Origin of the sequence: Modestobacter sp. VKM Ac-2978, from assembly GCF_026968025.1 — a bacterium.
Classification (GTDB): Bacteria; Actinomycetota; Actinomycetes; order Mycobacteriales; family Geodermatophilaceae; genus Modestobacter.
Genome location: NZ_JAPVBP010000010.1, coordinates 31121 through 49350, shown reverse-complemented (window position 1 = coordinate 49350; position 18230 = coordinate 31121). Strand labels below are relative to the sequence as shown.

The 18230-nt window shown below is 74.1% G+C and carries 19 protein-coding genes; 8 read left to right on the top strand and 11 right to left on the bottom strand.

What is annotated here, in order from left to right:
• Positions 1 to 124: 124 nt before the first annotated feature.
• Genes O2W53_RS21090 through O2W53_RS21075 form a run of 4 tightly spaced genes read left to right on the top strand, consistent with a single transcriptional unit; the run spans position 125 to position 3555 of the window.
• On the top strand, positions 125 to 823 hold the full coding sequence (locus O2W53_RS21090) for a response regulator transcription factor (RefSeq protein ID WP_269165024.1): 699 nt from the start codon (positions 125 to 127) through the stop codon (positions 821 to 823).
• Positions 820 to 1947 (top strand): sensor histidine kinase, encoded by a 1128-nt coding sequence (locus O2W53_RS21085; protein ID WP_269165023.1) that lies wholly within the window; start codon positions 820 to 822, stop codon positions 1945 to 1947. Before O2W53_RS21090 ends, O2W53_RS21085 begins: the two co-directional genes overlap by 4 nt.
• Entirely contained in the window at positions 1944 to 3158 is a 1215-nt protein-coding gene (locus tag O2W53_RS21080) for an MFS transporter (RefSeq protein WP_269165022.1), read from the top strand. The genes O2W53_RS21085 and O2W53_RS21080 overlap by 4 nt, the downstream gene beginning before the upstream one ends.
• Positions 3159 to 3198: 40 nt before the next feature.
• Positions 3199 to 3555, top strand: coding sequence for a DUF6578 domain-containing protein (locus O2W53_RS21075; protein ID WP_269165021.1), 357 nt, complete (start codon positions 3199 to 3201; stop codon positions 3553 to 3555).
• A gap of 25 nt (positions 3556 to 3580) precedes the next feature.
• On the opposite strand, the gene O2W53_RS21070 is transcribed toward O2W53_RS21075, so the two are convergent.
• Entirely contained in the window at positions 3581 to 3784 is a 204-nt protein-coding gene (locus O2W53_RS21070) for a zinc-ribbon domain-containing protein (protein ID WP_269165020.1), read from the bottom strand.
• Positions 3785 to 3996: 212 nt separating this feature from the next.
• Between O2W53_RS21070 and O2W53_RS21065 the strand changes: the two genes are divergently transcribed.
• Positions 3997 to 5232 (top strand): lycopene cyclase family protein, encoded by a 1236-nt coding sequence (locus O2W53_RS21065; protein WP_269165019.1) that lies wholly within the window; start codon positions 3997 to 3999, stop codon positions 5230 to 5232.
• Here the strand turns inward: O2W53_RS21065 and O2W53_RS21060 are convergent.
• Positions 5222 to 6301, bottom strand: coding sequence for an SDR family oxidoreductase (locus O2W53_RS21060; protein ID WP_269165018.1), 1080 nt, complete (start codon positions 6299 to 6301; stop codon positions 5222 to 5224). The genes O2W53_RS21065 and O2W53_RS21060 overlap by 11 nt on opposite strands.
• Before the next feature lie 103 nt (positions 6302 to 6404).
• A complete protein-coding gene (locus O2W53_RS21055; RefSeq protein ID WP_269165017.1) occupies positions 6405 to 7085 on the bottom strand; it encodes a TetR/AcrR family transcriptional regulator in 681 nt (226 codons plus the stop codon).
• 162 nt (positions 7086 to 7247) lie between these two features.
• Between O2W53_RS21055 and O2W53_RS21050 the strand changes: the two genes are divergently transcribed.
• Together O2W53_RS21050 and O2W53_RS21045 are read left to right on the top strand one after the other, a co-directional pair.
• On the top strand, positions 7248 to 9182 hold the full coding sequence (locus tag O2W53_RS21050; RefSeq protein WP_269165016.1) for a bifunctional sugar phosphate isomerase/epimerase/4-hydroxyphenylpyruvate dioxygenase family protein: 1935 nt from the start codon (positions 7248 to 7250) through the stop codon (positions 9180 to 9182).
• Positions 9179 to 9973 carry a hypothetical protein gene (locus O2W53_RS21045; protein WP_269165015.1) on the top strand — a complete coding sequence of 265 codons (795 nt, stop codon included), beginning with the start codon at positions 9179 to 9181 and terminating at the stop codon, positions 9971 to 9973. The genes O2W53_RS21050 and O2W53_RS21045 overlap by 4 nt, the downstream gene beginning before the upstream one ends.
• 16 nt (positions 9974 to 9989) lie before the next feature.
• Here O2W53_RS21045 and aroQ read toward each other — a convergent pair whose 3' ends face one another.
• From aroQ to O2W53_RS21015, 6 genes are all read right to left on the bottom strand, one after another.
• Positions 9990 to 10448, bottom strand: a complete 459-nt coding sequence (gene aroQ, locus O2W53_RS21040) for a type II 3-dehydroquinate dehydratase (protein ID WP_269165014.1) — start codon at positions 10446 to 10448, stop codon at positions 9990 to 9992.
• Positions 10445 to 11482: a phosphotriesterase family protein gene (locus O2W53_RS21035; RefSeq protein WP_269165013.1), complete on the bottom strand. Its 1038-nt coding sequence runs from the start codon at positions 11480 to 11482 to the stop codon at positions 10445 to 10447. The genes aroQ and O2W53_RS21035 overlap by 4 nt, the downstream gene beginning before the upstream one ends.
• Positions 11479 to 12510, bottom strand: a complete 1032-nt coding sequence (locus O2W53_RS21030; protein WP_269165012.1) for a DctP family TRAP transporter solute-binding subunit — start codon at positions 12508 to 12510, stop codon at positions 11479 to 11481. Before O2W53_RS21030 ends, O2W53_RS21035 begins: the two co-directional genes overlap by 4 nt.
• Before the next feature lie 71 nt (positions 12511 to 12581).
• Positions 12582 to 13487: a shikimate dehydrogenase gene (locus O2W53_RS21025; protein WP_269165011.1), complete on the bottom strand. Its 906-nt coding sequence runs from the start codon at positions 13485 to 13487 to the stop codon at positions 12582 to 12584.
• Positions 13484 to 14758 carry a TRAP transporter large permease gene (locus O2W53_RS21020; protein ID WP_269165010.1) on the bottom strand — a complete coding sequence of 425 codons (1275 nt, stop codon included), beginning with the start codon at positions 14756 to 14758 and terminating at the stop codon, positions 13484 to 13486. The genes O2W53_RS21025 and O2W53_RS21020 overlap by 4 nt, the downstream gene beginning before the upstream one ends.
• Positions 14755 to 15240 (bottom strand): TRAP transporter small permease, encoded by a 486-nt coding sequence (locus tag O2W53_RS21015; RefSeq protein WP_269165009.1) that lies wholly within the window; start codon positions 15238 to 15240, stop codon positions 14755 to 14757. Before O2W53_RS21015 ends, O2W53_RS21020 begins: the two co-directional genes overlap by 4 nt.
• Positions 15241 to 15419: 179 nt before the next feature.
• Between O2W53_RS21015 and O2W53_RS21010 the strand changes: the two genes are divergently transcribed.
• Positions 15420 to 16424, top strand: coding sequence for a LacI family DNA-binding transcriptional regulator (locus O2W53_RS21010; RefSeq protein WP_269165008.1), 1005 nt, complete (start codon positions 15420 to 15422; stop codon positions 16422 to 16424).
• Positions 16425 to 16445: 21 nt separating this feature from the next.
• Here O2W53_RS21010 and O2W53_RS21005 read toward each other — a convergent pair whose 3' ends face one another.
• Both O2W53_RS21005 and O2W53_RS21000 read right to left on the bottom strand, forming a co-directional pair.
• Complete coding sequence (locus O2W53_RS21005) at positions 16446 to 17303, bottom strand: DUF2332 domain-containing protein (protein WP_269165218.1); 858 nt, start codon at positions 17301 to 17303, stop codon at positions 16446 to 16448.
• Positions 17300 to 18139 (bottom strand): helix-turn-helix domain-containing protein, encoded by an 840-nt coding sequence (locus O2W53_RS21000; protein WP_269165007.1) that lies wholly within the window; start codon positions 18137 to 18139, stop codon positions 17300 to 17302. Before O2W53_RS21000 ends, O2W53_RS21005 begins: the two co-directional genes overlap by 4 nt.
• Between the last annotated feature and the right edge of the window lie 91 nt (positions 18140 to 18230).

The window sequence follows — 18230 nt, the reverse complement described above, 5'->3', positions numbered from 1 at the left end:
CGCGGCCCGGCAACTCGCCGCAGAGGCGCACGCGCGTCGTCGGGTGCCCGCCCGGCGTGTGGCCCCGTCCGCCGCCCAGCGCGCCGATACGTCGAGGAGACACCCGGCTCCCTACCCTCGCCGCATGCGCGTGCTGATCGCCGAGGACGAGCCCTACCTGGCCGACGCCATCCGGGACGGGCTCCGGCTGGAGGCCATCGCCTCCGACGTCGTCCACGACGGGGACAGCGCGCTGGAGAACCTGGCCGTCAACAGCTACGACGTCGTCGTGCTCGACCGTGACCTCCCCGGCACCTCCGGGGACGAGGTCGCCCGGCGGATCGTCGCCGAGAGCCTGCCGTGCCGCATCCTCATGCTGACCGCGGCCGACCGGCTGGAGGAGAAGGTCGCCGGCTTCGAGCTCGGCGCCGACGACTACCTCACCAAGCCCTTCGCCATGCGAGAGCTGGTGGTGCGGTTGCGTGCGCTGGGCCGCCGTCCGCTCGAGGGTGCGCCCCCGGTGGTGGAGTTCGCCGGCCTCACCCTCGACCCGTTCCGCCGGGAGGTGTACCGCGACGGCCGGTACGTGGGGCTGACCCGCAAGCAGTTTGCGGTGCTGGAGGTGCTGATGGCCGCCCGCGGCGGGGTGGTCAGCGCGGAGTCGCTGCTCGAGCGGGCGTGGGACGAGAACGCGGATCCGTTCACCAACGCCGTCCGGATCACCATCTCCTCGCTGCGCAAGCGCCTCGGCGACCCGTGGCTGATCCACACCGTTCCCGGCACCGGCTACCGGGTGGGCGAGCCGACGGCCGACGACGCCGCGAGCGGTCCCGGCCTCCGGTGAGTGCCCGGCTGCGGCTGACCCTGAGCTACGCCGGCTTCCTCGCCGCCGCCGGCCTCGGCACGGTCGCGCTGTTGGCCTACGTGCTGCACTTCGTCCCCGAGGGGAACCTGAGCGACGCCGACGGCGTCCCCGTCCCGGACCGCGGCGACCTGGTGACCGCGCTGGTGCCGAAGCTGGTGGTGGTGCTCGCCCTGCTGGCGGTGGTCGGGTTGGTCGGGGGCTGGGTCCTGGCCGGCCGGATGCTCCGCCCGCTGCACTCCATCCACGGCGTCGCCCGGCAGGTGGCGGCCGGCTCGCTGGAGCACCGGGTGCGCCTGCAGGGCACCCCGGACGAGTTCGGTGAGCTCGCCGACACCTTCGACACGATGCTCGACCGGCTGCAGGCGTCCTTCGAGGAGCACCGCCGGTTCGCCGCCAACGCCTCGCACGAACTGCGCACCCCCTACGCCGTGGAGCGCGCGATGCTCGACGTGGCGCTGGCCGACCCGGCCACCGTGGACGTGCCCCGGCTGCTCGCCCGGCTGGACGAGACCAACCGCCGGGGCACCGAGACCGTCGAGGCGCTGCTCGCCCTCGCGGCCCTGGACCAGGGGCGCACGCCGCCGCGCACCCCGGTCGACCTCGCCGAGGTCACCGGGGGCGTCGTCCGGGACCTGGACCCGCTGGCCGACCGGGCGGGCATCGGCGTGCACACCGATCTCGGCGAGGGCGACCTCGACGGTGCCGAGCCGCTCGTCCGGCAGCTGGTGACCAACCTGGTGCTCAACGGCATCCGGCACAACACCGGCCCGGGCGGGACCGTGCACGTGACGACGGGCAGCACGAGCGAGGGTCGGGCCGAGCTGCGGGTGACCAACACCGGCTCGCGGGTGCCCCCGGACGTGCTGGGCACGCTCACCGAGCCCTTCGTCCGAGGCGGAGGACGGACGTCGTTCGGCGGCGCCGGGAGCCACCACCCCGCGCAGCCCGGCAGCGGGCTCGGGCTCGCGATCGTGGCCCGGGTGGCCGAGGTCCACGGCGCGGCCCTGGAGCTGTCCGCGCCGCCGGAGGGCGGCCTGCGTGTGCGGGTGGTGTTCCCCGCCCCAGGGGCCGACGGTGGGCTGTTCTCCGGCGGGTCCCGGTGAACGCGACACCGGAGCCGCCGGTACCGGGCGAACTCGACCTGCAGGACGGTCCGCGGGCCTGGTCGGTCGTGGCAGCGGCCTTCGTCGCGATGTTCACCAGCTTCGGGGTGGCCTACAGCTTCGGGGCGTTCCTGCTCCCGATGAGCGCTGAGCTCGGCTCCGGGCCCGGGGGCACCGCCGCCGTCTTCTCCCTGACCACCTTGGCCATCTTCGGCCTGGGCGCCCTCTCCGGCCCGGCGGTCGACCGGTTCGGTCCCCGCCGGGTGGTGCTCGTGGGGGCCCTCGCGATGGGTCTCGGCCTCGTGCTCACCTCCCGCGCGACGGAACTGTGGCACGCGTACCTGGGACACGGCCTCGGCGTCGGGCTCGGAGTGGCCTGCAGCTACGTGCCGTTGGTGGCCGTGGTGGGTGGGTGGTTCACCCGGCGCCGCACCTTCGCGGTCGGCATCACGGTGTCCGGCATCGGGCTGGGCACGCTGCTCGTCGCCCCGCTGGCCGCCGACCTCATCGCCCGCTACGGCTGGCGGGAGGCCTACCTCCTCCTCGCGGCCGTCAGCACCATCGCACTCGTCGGGTGCGCCCTGTTCGTCCGCGCTGCCCCGGTGACCACGCACGACGACCCGGCGCCGTTGCTCTCCCGGCTGCGGACCCCGGCGTACCTGCGCCTCTACCTGAGCGGGCTGCTGCTCTCGATCGTGCTGTTCGTCCCGTTCGTGCACCTGCCGGCGTACGCCGCGAGCCGGGGCGCGGGAGACGTCGCGGCGGCGACCCTGGTCGGGGTCATCGGTGCGGCCAGCATCGTGGGGCGGCTGGCCCTCGGCGCCGCTGCGGCCCGCACCGGAGTGCTCCGCACGTACCAGGCCTGCTTCGCGCTGATGGCCGGCAGCTTCCTGCTCTGGCTCGGCGCGCCCGGCTACCCGCGCCTCGTCGTCTTCGCCGCCTTGCTCGGCATCGGGTACGGCGGGTTCGTCGCGCTCGGCCCGGCGGTGGCCGCCAGCCTGTTCGGGGTGCGGGGACTCGGTGGGCTGCTCGGCGTCCTCTACACGTCGGCCGCCCTGGGGTCCGCGCTCGGACCCCCGGCCGCGGGCGCGGTGATCGGCGCGACCGGGGAGTACCTGCCGGTCGTCCTGGCCGCCGTGGCGATCGGGGCGCTGGCCACCGGCGTGGTGCTCACCGTCCGGGCTCCTGCCCCGGTGGGCTCGAGCTCGTAGCGGGTGCGGTGGCCGCCTTCGGCCAGGAGGATCTGCACCCGTGGTGGACGTCGTCGTCGAGGTGGGTGGCTGGGAACACCAGTGCTGTGGGGAGGCCCTCGAGCGGGACCAGCTCGTCGACCTCCAGTGCATCCGGCACAGGGGAGCGGACGGTCGCGAGCACCTCGTCGAGTCCCACCACGACTACCCCGTCGACGAACGGGTCCGGGGACGGGTGGTCGACGTCCAGGTGGTGCAGCACGGAGGAGTCGCTCGACCCGTTCTCCGCGTGCCGAGCGGGGAAGCCCTGCGGCACGTCGACGAGGACGACGACGGGCACCTGGAAGACCCGTGGACCGGCGAGGTGGTCCCCTCGACGGGCGGGGACTTCCTGGTGACCGTCCGGACGCCCCGCTGACAGCTCCTCGCTGCCTGGGTGCCGCTCAGACCGCGACCGTGGTGCCGCAGATGCCACAGACCTCGACCTGCCGGCGCTTCCACCGGGCGACCGGCACGAAGAAGAGTGAGAACTGCTTGTACTGCTCCACCCGAGCCCACTGCGAGGTGTTGTTGCAGTTCGGGCAGGTGCGGGTCTCGCCGGGGCCGAGGTGCTTTCGCTTGGTGCCGAAGCCGAAGAGGAAGAACATCACGTCAGCGTAGGGATCGGCGGACATCTCGGGCGGCGAATGGTCGTGCGCAGCCGAACCGCGGTGTAACGGCTAGCGTGTTCTCCGACCGAGGAGACGAGAGCACCCGTGACCCGCTGGCTGTCCCGCCGTGCCGTCCGCCGTCGTTCCCGACGGGACACGCATGCGCCGTCCTGCCGGCGCACCTCATCGCCCGCGCACGTCGAGCGCCCGTGAACCCCGTCGCGCCGCGACCGCACTGGGACGTGGTCGTCGCCGGCGCCGGGCCGGCCGGGCTGTCGGTCGCTGCCGCCTGCGCCGCTCGGGGGCTGGGCGTGGTCGTGGTCGTCCCGCACCTGCGGCCCTGGCACCAGACCTACGGCATGTGGGCCGACGAGCTCGATGCCGTGACCACGGCGCTGCTCGGCGACACGGCCCGGACGGAGGGACCTCCGCCGCTGGGTCGCCGGTACCCGGTCACCGTGGTGCGCACCACCGCCGGGAGCCAGGACATCGGTCGTGCCTACGCCCGGCTCCACAACGACGTCGTGCACGGTCTCCTGCTCGGTCAGCTGCGCGCCGGTGGCGGTGCGACCCGCACCGGGTCGGTCGCCGCCGTCCACCAGGACCCGGCTGGTCAGGTCGTGACGCTCACCGACGGCAGCACCCTCACCGGCGGCATCGTCGTCGACGCCCGCGGTGGCGGTCCCGGCAGCGCCCACCAGCGGGCCTGGGGGGAACGGGTCACCGGAGACCTCGGCGGCCTGGTCCCGGACGGGGGCGCACTGCTCATGGACTGGGCGGTCCTCCGGGAGGACGGCGTCGCACAGCCGCCCGCCTTCCTGTACGGGATGGGCCTGGACGACGGCACGACCCTGCTGGAGGCCACCTCCCTGGCTGCCCGGCCGCCGGTGGCACTGCCGCACCTGCGCGACCGCCTGCACCGGCTGATCGCCGAGGCCGGTCTGTGCACCGCCGACCGTCCGGAACGGGTGGCGATCCCCCTGGACGCCGCCGTCCGACGATCCGTCGGCGTGCCCATCGGGGCGGCCGCCGGGCTGGTGCACCCGGCGACCGGGTACAGCGTCGCCACCTCACTGCGGGCGGGCAGCGCGATCGCCGACGCCGTGCTGGCCGGGGCCGATGCAGCAGCGGTGCGGGCACTGGTCCGCAGTGCGCGGCAACGCGCGACCCTCGGCATGCTCGGCCTGGGGCGTGAGGTCCTCCTCGATCTGGACGAGGCAGAGACCGACGCCTTCTTCCAGGCCTTCTTCAGCCTCCCGGAGCAGGCGTGGGTGGCCTACCTCGACGTCGGGTCCGCACCGACGTCCATCGCGGCCACGATGCTGCGCGTCGCCCGAGCACTCCCATCGCCGGCCCGTCGCCGCCTCGTCGCCACCGCCGTCCGCGTCTCCCTGCCCCGGTTCGCGTCGCGGCGTGCCGCGCCCGCCGGACCCGTCAGGGGATGATCCGCGCCGCGCGGTACCGCTCGACGTAGCGGAAGAAGCTGTCGCGGGAGTCCCGGCTCTCGGTGAAGCCGGCCTTGCGGCTCTTGTTCATGTCGGTCAGCACCTCGATCTCCCGGCCGAGGTCGCTGTCGGTGTGCCACCAGGAGGCGATCCGGCCGAGGTCGGGCTCGACCAGTCCGTGCTCCGCGGCGATCCCGGCCCAGACGTCCTCGGTGCCGGCCATGCTCTCGGTGAGCGGGCGGACCCGTCCCTCGTGGCCCTCCCACTCCAGGCCGAAGTGGGCGGCGATCTGCGGCCACAGCCAGCGCCAGCGGAAGACGTCGCCGTTGACGGTGTTGAAGGCCTGGTCGTGTCCGGCCTCGCTGGCGGCGGCCCAGATGATCTGGTCGGCCAGCAGGTCGGCGTCGGTCACGTCGGTCACGCTGTTCCACTGGGTGCTCGACCCGGGGAACACGAACGGCCGGCCCGTCTGCTTGCAGATCGCGGCGTACGCCGACAGCGTCAGTACCATGTTCATCGCGTTGCCCACGGCGAAGCCGAACACCGTGTGCGACCGGTGGACGCTCCAGGTGAACCCGGCGCGGGCGGCGGCGGCGAAGAGTTCGTCCTCCTGCGCGTAGTAGAAGTTCGGCGCGTCCAGACGGGGCTCGTCCTCATGGAAGGGCGTGTCCGGCATCTCGCCCTGCGCGTAGGCCTCGAACGGGCCGAGGTAGTGCTTCAGCCCGGTCATCAGCGCCGCGTGCCGCACCGACCCGGCCGGCTCGAGCGCCTGCAGCACGTTGCGGACGGCGGCGCCGTTGACCGCGATGTTCTCCGCCTCCGTGGCCTGCCGGGTCCAGGCGGTGATCGCGACGAGCTCGGGCGTCAGGCCCGCCAGCGCGGTCGCGAGTCCGGCGGGGTCGGCCAGGTCCGCCTGCACGGGGTGCACGCCCGCGCCGGGGGCCCGCCCGCTGCGGGAGAGCCCGTGGACCTCCCACCCCTGGGCGGTCAGTCGCTCCGCCAGGTTCTGGCCGACGATCCCCGTGGCGCCCACGACGAGGGCCTGTCGTGGTCCGGCTGTCGCAGTCACGTGTTCGGTGTCTCCTGTCGGTCGTGCACGCCGTCGGACGGCCCCGGCGAGTGGTCGCCGGGGCCGGTGCACGTGTCCTGCCGAGCGTCGCACCGCCCGGGGCTCAGCGTGTGGTGAGGTGGGCCACCACGAGGTCGCCGAGCAGCTTCCGCTGGTGGGCGCGGGTCGCCGGGTCGAGCATGTCGCGGTCGAAGATGGCCCGGAAGGTGTGCCGGTTGGCGGTCCGGAACACGCAGAAGGCGCTGATCACCTGGTGCACGTCGAGCGCGTCGACGTCGTCCCGGAACAGTCCGTCCTCCCGGCCGCGCTGCAGGATGGCGCCCAGGACGTCGACCGCCGGGGCGGCCAGGCCGGCCAGTGCCGGGGAGCCGGCCAGGTGCTCGGCCCGGTGGATGTTCTCGATGCTCACCAGCCGGATGAACTCCGGGTGCGCCTCGTGGTGGTCGAAGGTGAGCCCGGCCAGCTCGCGGAGCGCAGCCACCGGCTCGAGGTGCTCGACGTCCACCTGCTGTTCCAGCGCGCGGATCCGGCCGTAGGCCTGCTCCAGCACCGCGACGTAGAGCTGCTCCTTGCCGCCGAAGTAGTAGTAGATCATCCGCTTGGTCGTGCTCAGCTTGTCGGCGATCTCGTTGACCCGGGCCCCGGCGTACCCGCGGTCGGCGAACTCCGCGGTGGCCACGGCGAGGATCTCCGCCCGGGTCCGGTCGGCGTCCCGGGTGCGTTCCACCGGGCGCGCCGTGGCCGTGTCGGTGCCGAGCTCGCTGTCCGGGCGGGGCTCGGTCACGGTCTCCTCCTGCGTGGGCGGGCGTCCGGCGGAGCCTATGCACAGCCCGCGCCGAGCGGCTGCGGCGACCGGGTGCCCGGCGTCGGCGGGGACTGGCGCACCGCCGTCCGATGTGGTCGGGTGTCGGTAACTCACCGCTTGGTACATAGGAGAGCAGGGTCCATGCCACCAGCCCGTCCCGCAGACGGCGCCGCGTTCTCCGCGCGGCCGCGCCGGGGGATCGCCACGGTCTGCCTGTCCGGGACCCTGGAGGACAAGCTCACCGCGGCGGCGGCCGCGGGCTTCGACGGCATCGAGGTGTTCGAGCCCGACCTGATCGCCTCCCCGTGGTCGCCGGCCGAACTGGCCACCCGCTGCGCCGACCTCGGCCTGTCGATCGACCTGTACCAGCCCTTCCGGGACCTGGACTCGACCGACCCCGCGCGGTTCGCCGCCAACCTGCGGCGTGCCGAGCGGAAGTTCGACGTGATGGGCGCGCTCGGCGTGGACACCGTGCTGGTCTGCTCCTCGGTCGCTCCCGACGCCGTCGCCGACGTCGACCAGCTCGCCGAGCAGCTGTCGACCACCGCGGCCCGGGCCGAGCTGCGCGGTCTGCGGATCGCCTACGAGGCGCTCGCCTGGGGCCGGCACGTCTCGACCTGGGACGCCTCCTGGGACGCCGTCCGCCGGGCCGACGTCGCTGCGCTCGGGCTGTGCCTGGACAGCTTCCACGTGCTCTCCCGCGGCGGGGACCCGAGCGGCTTCGCCGCGGTGCCGGGGGAGAAGGTCTTCTTCCTCCAGCTGGCCGACGCCCCGCAGCTGACCATGGACGTGCTGCAGTGGAGCCGGCACCACCGGCTCTTCCCCGGGCAGGGCGCCTTCGACCTGCCCGGCTTCCTCGGCGCCGTGCTCGCGACCGGGTACCGCGGGCCGCTGTCGCTGGAGGTGTTCAACGACGTGTACCGCCAGTCCGACCCGGCCCGGACCGCCGTGGACGCCATGCGCTCGCTGCAGTGGCTCGAGGAGGCGCTCGCGCTGGTCGACCCCGCCGCCGGCCTCCGCTCGCCGCCGGCCGCACCGGAGCTCTCCGGCTGGTCGTTCACCGAGCTGGCCGTCGACGGGGTCTCGGGGCCGCAGGTCGGGCAGGCGTTGACCGCCCTGGGGTTCACCCACACCGGTCAGCACCGGTCCAAGCCGGTGCAGCTCTGGGAGCAGGGGGCGGCGCGGGTGTTGCTCAACGCCTCCGTCGTCCGGCCCGGTGCGCCCGGGGAGGCCGCGGTCTCCGCGCTGGGGCTGGAGAGCAGCGACCCGGGGCGCTCGGCCGGGCGCGCCGAGGCGATGAGTGCGCCGGTGCTGCCGCGGACGCGCGGCGCGGCCGAGGCCGAGCTGTCCGCGGTGGCCGCGCCGGACGGCACCGAGGTGTTCTTCACGCGCACCGGGCCCGACGGCTGGCCGGCCGACTTCCTGCCCACCGGTGCCCCACCCGCGCCGGGCGCCGGCCTCACCGGCATCGACCACGTCGCCCTGACCCAGCCCTTCGACGCCTTCGACGAGGCCGGGCTGTTCTACCGGGCGGTGCTCGGCCTGGAGCCGCAGCAGGTCACCGAGCTGGCCGCGCCCTTCGGGCTGGTGCGCACCCGGGCGGTGACCGGGCCCGACCGGGCGGTGCGGCTGACGCTCTCCGCCTCCTCACTGCGCCGCGGCGGCTGGGCTCCCCGGGTCCTCGAACCCCAGTACCTCGCCTTCGCCACCGACGACGTCGTGGCGACGGCGGAGCGGCTGCGGGCCGCCGGCGCCCCGCTGCTCCGGCTGCCGGCGAACTACGCCGACGACCTCGAGGCCCGGTTCGACCTCCCGGCCGACCTGCTGGCGGCCGTCCGCGAGCACGGCCTGCTGTACGAGGAGGACGCGCACGGCGCCTGCCTGCACCTGGCCACCGAGGTGCTCGGCGACCGGCTCTTCGTCATGGTCGTGCAGCGGCTGGGCGGCTACGACGGGTACGGGAACGCCGATGCGCCGGTCCGGATGACCGCCCACCGCCGTCAGCGGCGCGCGCCGGCCGTGCCGGCGGGAACGCCGGTCGGCTCCGCCAGGATCGAGAGGACGGACGTGCCGTGAACCGGTTGGCCGTGCACCAGTCCGTGGTGCACCCGCGCAGTCCCGTCGAGCTCACCGAACTGCTGGCCGGCACCGGCTGGGACTCGATCGGCCTGCACGTCGGCGCCGTGGCCGAGGTGGAGCCCTGGTGGTCCGGCGGGGCGGGCGAACGGAACCTGCAGCGGCTCGTCGACGAGCTGCTGGAGACCCGGGTGACGGTGCTCGACGTCGGCCGGGTCCAGCTCGGCGGCAGCCTGCCCGACGACCACGTGCACGCCACCCACGGGCGGGTGCTGGACCTGGGCGCCCGGTTCGGGGCCCGCCACGTGACGGCCCGGTTCGGCCCGGACGCCGCCGCGGGGCAGGGTCTCGCCGAGCAGGTCGACGTCTTCGGCCGGCTGGTCGAGCAGGCCCGGCCGTACCGGCTCTTGCCGCTGCTCGCGCCGCTGCCGGTCGACCGCCCGGACCTGCTCGCCGGCGCGGCGGCCGTCGTGCGTCCCAGTGGTGGCGGCGTCGTCCTGGACGTGCCGGTGGACAGCTGCACCCCAGCCGAGGTCGAGGCGGCCGTCGACGTGCTCGGTGAGTCCCTCGGTTACGTCCGGCTCAGCGCCCGGCAGGTCGAGCGTGCGGGTGCGGCCACGGCCGGGCTGCTCGCCACCCTCCCGCCGCACGTCCCGGTCGCGCTCGGCGGCGACGACTCCGTCGGCGTGCTCACCGACGACCCCACCGCCCGGCTGCACCGGCTGCACGGCCTGGTCGACGAGATGCTCGAACACCCCCGGGCGCGCGCCCGCCGGCTGGCCGCCGGCTGATGCCGGGGGCCCGCGGTCAGCGGGGCTGTCGGGCCAGCTCGGCGAGGCCGGTCAGCGCCAGGGGGTAGCCGAGGACGCCGAGCCCGACGACGACTCCCCGGGCCACCGGGGAGATGTGGGAGTGGTGCCGGAACTGCTCGCGGGCGTGCACGTTCGAGATGTGCACCTCGACCACCGGCAGCTCCACCCCCTCGATCGCGTCCCGCAGGGCGATGGAGGTGTGCGCGTGGGCGCCCGGGTTGTAGACGGCGCCGATGGCCTGGCCGTCCCGGACGCGCCGGCCCCACTCGTGCACCCAGTCGATGAGCTGACCCTCGTGGTTGGACTGCCGGAACTCCACGTCCAGCCCCAGCTCGGCCGCCCGCACCCGGCACAGCTGCTCGACGTCGGCCAGTGTCGCCGAGCCGTACACCTCCGGCTTGCGGGTGCCGAGCAGGTCCAGGTTCGGGCCGTTCAGCACGAGCACCGAGCTCATGACGTCCTCCTCGGGTGCGGCGTGAGCAGTCGGGCCGGGTTGACCACCGTCATCTGGTGGACGTCGTCCTCGGTGGCCCCGCCGGCGAGCAGCATCGGGACCACCCGGGTCGGGATGTTCTCGAAGCGCCAGTGCGGTGCGCGGGCGGCGCGCCACGACGGTGGCGTGACGCGGCTGAAGCAGGCCGCGTCGTGCGAGAGCACCATCCGGTCGGCGTACCCGAGCCGCAGCAGCGCCAGCACGGTGGCGACCCGGCGCTCGTCGGGCAGGACGTGCTCCATGCCGAACCGGTCCATGCCGATGGTCGAGCCGGCGTCCATCAGCACCCGGAGGTAGGTCAGGTCCTCGGTGTCCCCGGAGTGGCCGATGACCACGCGGTCGAGCGGCACGCCGCGCTTCCGCAGGAACGCCTGCTGGTCCAGCCCGTTGCGCAGCGCCGGCCGGCTGTGCGTGGTGATCGGGACGCCGGTCTGCAGGGCGGCCACCGCGGCGGCGGTCATCACCCGGGCGACGTCCTCGGTGATGCCCTCCTCGTCGGTGACGACCTTGAGCATCCCGGCCCGCACGCCGGTGCCGGCGATGCCCTCCTCGATGTCGTGCAGGAAGAACTCGATGAGCGGGTCGGGGCCGTCGACCAGCAGCCCCGGCCCGTGGGTGCGGAAGAAGGGCGGCAGCACGTCGGCGGTGTAGTAGCCGGTCGAGGCGATCAGGTGCACCGGGGCGCGTTCGGCCACGGGCAGCAGCCGGGCGACGTCCCGGCCGAGGCCCAGGACGGTCAGGTCGACCACCGTGCGGACGCCGAGGTCGCGCAACCGGGTCAGGGCGGTGACGGCCCGGTCGACGGCGGTGTCCGGCTCCCACTCCGGGTGCGGGTGGTTGAGGTCGAGCTCCGGGCTGCCGACGAAGACGTGTTCGTGCACCAGGGTCGACCCGAGCTGCTCGGGGTGCACCGGGCCGCGGAAGGTCTGCACCACCGCCCCGGGGCGCTCCTGCGCGGAGTCGCCCCGGGGGTGGGTGCGGAGAGCGTCGGTCACTCGGCCGAGTCGCGGATGGCCTCGTAGACGCTGAGCTGCTCCTCGCTCAGGTTGGCCCGCAGGTACTCCTCGGCCTGGGTGCGGAAGGCGTCGACGTCCACGTCCTCCACGACCTCGAACTCACCGCCGGAGGTCCACTCGTCGAGGACCTGCTGCTCGTCCTCCGCGACGCACTCGGGCACCTGCTCGACGGCTGCCGCGACCGCGGCGTCGAGCGCCTCCCGCTGCTCGTCGGACAGCTCCTCGACCCCCGGGCCGGCGATGACCAGGTTGGAGTTCTCCTGGTGGGCGGACAGGCTCAGGTAGTCCTGCACCTCGCCGAGGTTCTGCGCGTCGATGTTGACGATCGGGTTTTCCTGACCGTCGACGATGCCCTGCTGCAGAGCCAGGTACAGCTCCTCGTAGGCCACCTCGGTCGGGTCCGCGCCGAGGGCGCGGGCGTTCATCAGGTACTGCGGCGAGTTGGGGAACCGCATCCGCAGGCCCTCCAGGTCCGCGGGCTCGCGGATCGCCTGGCCGGCGGTGAAGTGCCGGGCGCCGGCGGACCAGGCACCGAGCACGCTGGCGCCGGTGGAGTCGGCGAACCCCTGGGTCAGCTCGTCGGAGGCGTCGCTGCCGAAGAACCGGGCGAGGTGCTCGCCGTCGTCGAAGGCGTAGGCCGCGTCGACGACGCTCATCGGCTCGTGGACCGCCCCGAGCGCCGAGGCGCCCTGGATGTCGAGGTCGATGTCGCCGGAGATCACCGACTGGATGCGGTCGGCGTCACCACCGAGCTGGCTGCTCGGGAAGAGCTCCACGGTCACGCCGACGTCGGCGGCCTCGATCTCGTCGGCGATGACCTGCGCACCGCACCGGTGCTGCGGCTGTGCCTCGGTGTAGCTGTGCGCGAGCGTCAGCTCCACCTCGCCGCCGCCACCGCCGGCGTCCCCGCCGCCGGCGTCGTCGCCGCCACAGGCGGTGGCGAGCAGGAGCGGGAGCAGGGCGGAGGCCGCGAGGAGCGGGCGCTTCGGGAGGGGACGGTTGGGCATGGTCTTTCCCTTCGTTGGGATCACGTGCTCGGTCGGTGCTGGTGGAGCGGTCCTGCAGGGGTGGGGTCGGGTCAGGCGTCGATCTCGGCGGCGACCAGCTGGTCGAAGTCGGCGAACATGGCCGGTCGCGCCGCGGCCCGGCCGAGGAACAGCTCGAAGGAGTCGGCCGCCTGGTTGACGGCCATCCCGGCACCGGTCATCACCCGGCACCCGCGGGCGGTCGCCTCCCGCACGAGCTGGGTCAGCAGCGGGCGGTAGACGATGTCGGCGACCCAGAGGTCGGCGCGCAGCAGGTCGACGGGCACCGGGGTGCCGGGGTGGGCCGCCATCCCCATCGGGGTGGCGTTGACCAGGCCCGAGGCCTCGGCGAGCAGGCCCGGCAGCTCCTCCGGCGGGAAGACCGCCGCCGGCACCTGGCTGCCGGCTGCCGCCAGCCCGCCGATCAGCTGCTCGGCCCGTACCGCGTCGCGGTCCACCACCGACAGCTGCTGGACGCCCTGGCTGACGAGGGCGTGCGCGACGGCGCCCCCCGCACCGCCCGCACCGATCAGGACGACCCGTTCGAGCGGGACCCCGGGCAGCCCGGCCTGCAGGGCGGCGCCGAAGCCGGTCACGTCGGTGTTGTGACCCCGGGTGCGGCCGTCCTCGATCACGATCGTGTTGATCGCGCCGATGGCGGCGGCCTCCGGAGCCAGCTCGTCGACCAGCGGCGCCATCACCTGCTTGACCGGGTGGGTGACGTTGAGCCCGTCGAAACCGAGCTCGACCGCGGCGCGCAGCAGGCTCCGCAGGTGGTCCGGTCGCAGGCCGTCGTCCGGCAGCTCGACGGTCTTGTAGGTGTAGCGCAGGCCCTGCCGGGCGCCCTCCCGCTCGTGCAGCTCGGGGGAGAGCGACGGCCCGATGCCCTGGCCGAGGAGCCCGGCGAGGAAGGACCGGCGCGGAGCGGGGGTGCCCGTCTGCGGTGGCGAGCCGGTCACAGGCCCAGCACCCCCGGCAGCCAGAGGACGGCGTCGGGGAAGGCGATGATCAGGCCGAGGATCACGACGAGCGGGACCATGAACGGCAGGCAGCCGCGGAAGACCTCGCTAACCTTCGTCTCGGCCACCGAGCTGAGGACGTAGAGCACGGTGCCGACCGGCGGGGTCAGCAGCCCGATCATCAACGCGACGATCATCAGCACGCCGAGCACGATCGGGTCCACGCCGAAGCTGGCGCTGATCGGCAGCAGGATCGGCACCACCAGCACCAGGACGGCGGTCGGGTCCACCACCGTGCCCAGGACGAGCATCAGGACCGCGGTCATCAGCAGGAAGACCGTGGCGTTCTCGGTGAACCCGAAGACGTTCTCGGCCAGCAGCTGGGGAACCCGCTCGCGGGCGAGGATGTAGCCGAGCAGCGACGCGGAGGAGACGATCAGCATGATCGCCCCGGTCGTCGTCACGGTCTCGGTGAGCACCTTGGGCAGTTCCCGGACCTTCAGGCTCCGGTAGGCCAGGCAGAGCACCAGCATGTAGGCGACGCCGACGGCGGCCGCCTCGGTGGGCGTGAAGAAGCCGCCCAGGATGCCGCCCAGGATGATCACCGGGGCGAGGATCGGGCCGATCACCCGTCGTCCGGTGACGACCAGCTGGCGCATCGAGAAGTCGGTCCGGACGATGTCGGGCTGCTTCCGCACCAGGAAGAAGACGACGACGCACAGGCCGAAGGCCATCAGCAGCGCCGGCACGACGGAGGCGGCGAACAGCCCACCGGTCGAGACCGCGGCCAGCCCGGCGAAGATGACCGCGGGGATGCTCGGCGGCATCACCGGGGCGATCAGCGAGGCCGCGCCGGTGACGCCCAGCCCGAAGCGGAGCGGGTAGCCGTTGCGCACCATGGCCGGGATCTGGATCTTCCCCAGGGCGGCGGCGTCGGCCACGGCCGAGCCGCTCATCCAGGAGAACCCGAGGCTGACGCCGACGCTCACGTAGCCCAGCCCGCCGCGCACCCGGCCCAGCAGCGCCAGGGCGAAGTCGAAGAGCCGGTCGGCGATGCCGCCCCGGTTGGCGATGACGCCGAGCAGGATGAACAGCGGCACGGCCAGCAGCGGGAAGCTCGCCGTCGCGTTGACGATCAGCCGCAGGCTGAGGCCGAGGGACTGCCCGGTCAGCAGCATGTAGGCCAGCGAGGGGCCGAGGAAGGCGAACGCCACCGGGACGCGGACGAAGAGCAGGGCGACGATCGCGAGGGTCAGCAGCAGGAGGCTCATGCCGGCCGCACCTCCGTCGTCCCGATCGGAGCCGGCACGCCGCGGACGGCGAAGACCACCGCGGCCACGGCGCCGCGGATGGCGGTGCTGAGGAAGCCGAGGAAGGGGAAGAGGTACAGGAAGGTCAGCGGCATGCGCAGGGACGGCGACTTGAGCTGCCCCTGCGAGGACATCAGCTCCCACGCCTCGGCCGCGAAGCCGGCGCCGATGACGGCGACGATCGCACTGGCCAGGACCCGCACGAAGCGGACGACCTTCGGGTTCTTCACGTTGTCGACCAGCTGCAGCGCGATGTGGGAGTCGGTGGTGACGAGCACCCCGGCCACCGTGAACGTGACCCATACCAGGCAGAACCGCGCCAGCTCGCCGGTCCACGACCAGCCGCCGACCGGCAGGTAGCGCTGGGCCGCCTGCACGAGCACGAGCAGGAACAGCACCGCCAGCGCCGTCGCGGCCAGCCCGAGCTCCACCTTCGTGATCACCGAGATCCACGCCGGTCTGCGCCGGGCGGTGGTCCCTCCGTGAGCTCCGGTCATCGCCAACCTCTCTCTGCCCTTGTGCTGCCCGTCACAGCACCGGGGGACCGTACGAAGCCGTCAGGTGCCACGGCAAACGGTTGCCATTTGTTGCCATGCCCTCGTAACCTGACCGTGATGTGCAGATGAGGAGCTCGACGATCTACGACGTCGCCCAGGCCGCCGGCGTCGCGACCTCCACGGTGTCGCGGGCCTTCAGCAACCCCGACCGGGTCGGGGCGGCGACCCGGGAGCACGTCCTCGAGGTGGCCCGCCGGCTCGGGTACCAGCCCAACCCGCACGCCCGGGCGCTGGTGTCCCGCCGGACCCGGACCGTGGCGATGGTGGTCTCCGACATCACGAACCCGCACTTCTTCGAGCTCATCCGGGGCGCGGAGATGCGGGCCAAGGCCTCCGGCTACACGCTCGTGCTGGTCAACGCGGAGGAGTCGCCGCGGATCGAGCTCGAGCAGATCCACCGGCTGACCCGGTCGGTCGACGGCTTCCTGCTCGCCGCCAGCCGTCAGCCGGAGGAGGACCTGCTGCAGCTGGCGGCCAGCCACCGGGTGGTCGTGGTCAACCGCCGGGTGCCCGGTCTGGCCAGCGTCGTCCTGGAGCACGCCGAGGGGTGTCGGCAGATGGTCGGCCACCTGGCGTCCCTCGGGCACAGCTCGGTCGTCTACCTCGCCGGCCCGCGGAGCTCGTGGATGGCGGCGAGCCGCTGGGCGGCCATCCGCGGGGCCGCGGCGGAGCTGGGTCTGCGCGCGCAGCGGATGGGCCCCTTCGCCCCCACCGTGGCGAGCGGGGGCGCGGCCGCCGATGCGGCGCTGACCACCGGCGCGACGGCGGCCATCGCGCACAACGACCTGCTGGCCATCGGGGTCCTGCGGCGGCTGGCGGACCGCGGTGTCCAGGTGCCGGCGGACGTGAGCGTGGTCGGGTTCGACGACATCTTCGCCGCCGACCTGTGCACGCCGACCCTGACCACGCTCGGCGGTGCGCACGCCGACGTCGGGCGGGCGGCGGTGGAGATCCTGCTGAACTCGATGGAGCAGCCCCGGGACCACGCCCCGGAACTGGTCGTGCCCTCGGAGCTCATCCTGCGCAGGTCGACGGGCAGCCCAGGTCGCAGCGCCGGACCTGCCCGCTGACCTGGCCGAGCACGCCTCGCGTCACGGTGTCGGCGACCCGGCAGGGGCCAGCCAGGACAGCAGGCGGCCGCGGGACCAGCAGCGGCCGACGGCCTCGGCCCGCAGCGTCGACTGCTCGACCAGGGCCAGGCCGATGATGCTGTGGCCGGACGCGCGGCGGTCGCCGAGGGTCGGGACCGCCGGCGCGACCCCGACCCCCTCGGCGGAGACCCACGCCACCGGGCGACCGGCCGCCGCGTCGTCGAGCCGGTGCAGGAAGCGCAGGCGCTGCTCCAGCGGCAGCTGCGACAGCGCCCACGTCGTGGTGACCACCGCCAGGGCGTCGGCGGGCACCCGGGCGACGGCCTCGGGGAGCAGCTCGACGGGGTCGCCGCGCAGCAGGAGCGGTGGGGCCGTCGCCGCCAGCGCCAGCTCCACGTCGAGCCTCGCAGCCCGCTCCGGCTGACCCGGCGCCAGGCAGGCGTGCAGCCGGCGGACGACGTCGGCGTCGGTGACGTCGAGCGGATCGCGACCGATGCCGATCCGGGCGACGACGTCGGGGATCGCCCGTGTCGGGAGCCGCCGGTCCCCTCGGAGCAACGCCGACAGCTGCACGGGGGACGAGGGGTCGCCCAGCACCTGGCCGTTGCCGTACGTGAGGCCCACCCGGTCGACCTGGAGGTCCAGCCCGGGCGAGCAGCCCACGTCGACCAGCCCGACCGCAGCCGCGCCCACCCGGTGCGCCGCCTCGGCGATCGCCGGGTACAGCACGGCGCAGCGGGCGGTCTCGAACGTCTGCGTCCGCCGGCGCACGTCGATGCTCACCTCGTCGGTCATCCGGAGCAGCGTGTCACCCGCCGCGCCGGGGGCAGCATCGCCGTCCCCGTCGGGTGGTGTCAGCGCTCGCGCACTCCCTGCTCCCGGTCGGCGGCGAGCGTGCCGAGCAGCCGGACGGCGTCCGCGTCGGTGGAGCCGGGCTCGGCGAGGTAGACGACGAGCTGCTGCCCCGGGGAGCTGCGGACGTCGAGGGTCTGCATCCGCAGGGTCAGCCGGCCCACGTCGGGGTGCAGGAACGTCTTGACCTCCGCGCTCTTCCCCCGCGCCTCCTGCCGGGCCCAGATGCGGGCGAAGTCGGGGCTCTGGTCGGTCAGGTGGCGGACGAGGTGCCGGGCACGCGGATCACCGGGCACCGCCCCGGACTGCAGCCGGAAGCCGGCGACGGTGTTGACCGCCGCCCGCGACCAGTCGGCGTAGAACCGCCGGGCGGCCGGGTCGAGGAACACGTTGAGCAGCAGGTTGTCCGAGTGGGTGAACGGCGCGAGGAGCACCGCGCCCAGTCGGTTGCGGGCCAGCACGTCGTAGGTGCGGCCGAGCACGAACGCGGGGTTCTCCGGCCAGGCGTCCATGAGCTGCACGAGGTCGGGGTCGACGCGCTCCGGGGACGGGTCGGTGACCGGCCGGGGTGCGATGTCGGCCAGCCGGTAGAGGTGCAGCCGGGCGTCGTCGTCGAGCAGCAGCACGCCGCTGAGCGCGTCCAGCACCTGCACCGACGGGCGCCGCTCGCGGCCCTGCTCCAGCCGGACGTAGTAGTCGACGCTCACCCCCGCCAGCAGCGCGACCTCCTCGCGCCGCAGCCCCGGCACCCGACGGTTCAGCCCCGGCGCGAGGGCCACCTGCGCGGGCGTGACCAGCGCGCGGTGCGCGCGGAGGAACTCACCCAGCTCGCCTGCTGACATGCCCTCGACCGTAGGGCCCGCGGAACGCGCCCGGGTGGGTGCCGTGCACCCAGGAGGACCGCGGCACCCCGGAGCCGATCGCGCCGGACGA

What these genes read in the sequence shown, in the direction of transcription:
- O2W53_RS21090 (WP_269165024.1), top strand. Translation starts at nt 125, where the DNA reads ATGCGCGTGCTGATCGCCGAGGACGAGCCCTACCTGGCCGACGCCATC.
- O2W53_RS21070 (WP_269165020.1), bottom strand. Translation starts at nt 3,784, where the DNA reads ATGTTCTTCCTCTTCGGCTTCGGCACCAAGCGAAAGCACCTCGGCCCC.
- O2W53_RS21050 (WP_269165016.1), top strand. Translation starts at nt 7,248, where the DNA reads ATGCCACCAGCCCGTCCCGCAGACGGCGCCGCGTTCTCCGCGCGGCCG.
- aroQ (WP_269165014.1), bottom strand. Translation starts at nt 10,448, where the DNA reads ATGAGCTCGGTGCTCGTGCTGAACGGCCCGAACCTGGACCTGCTCGGC.
- O2W53_RS21030 (WP_269165012.1), bottom strand. Translation starts at nt 12,510, where the DNA reads ATGCCCAACCGTCCCCTCCCGAAGCGCCCGCTCCTCGCGGCCTCCGCC.
- O2W53_RS21020 (WP_269165010.1), bottom strand. Translation starts at nt 14,758, where the DNA reads ATGAGCCTCCTGCTGCTGACCCTCGCGATCGTCGCCCTGCTCTTCGTC.
- O2W53_RS21010 (WP_269165008.1), top strand. Translation starts at nt 15,420, where the DNA reads ATGAGGAGCTCGACGATCTACGACGTCGCCCAGGCCGCCGGCGTCGCG.
- O2W53_RS21000 (WP_269165007.1), bottom strand. Translation starts at nt 18,139, where the DNA reads ATGTCAGCAGGCGAGCTGGGTGAGTTCCTCCGCGCGCACCGCGCGCTG.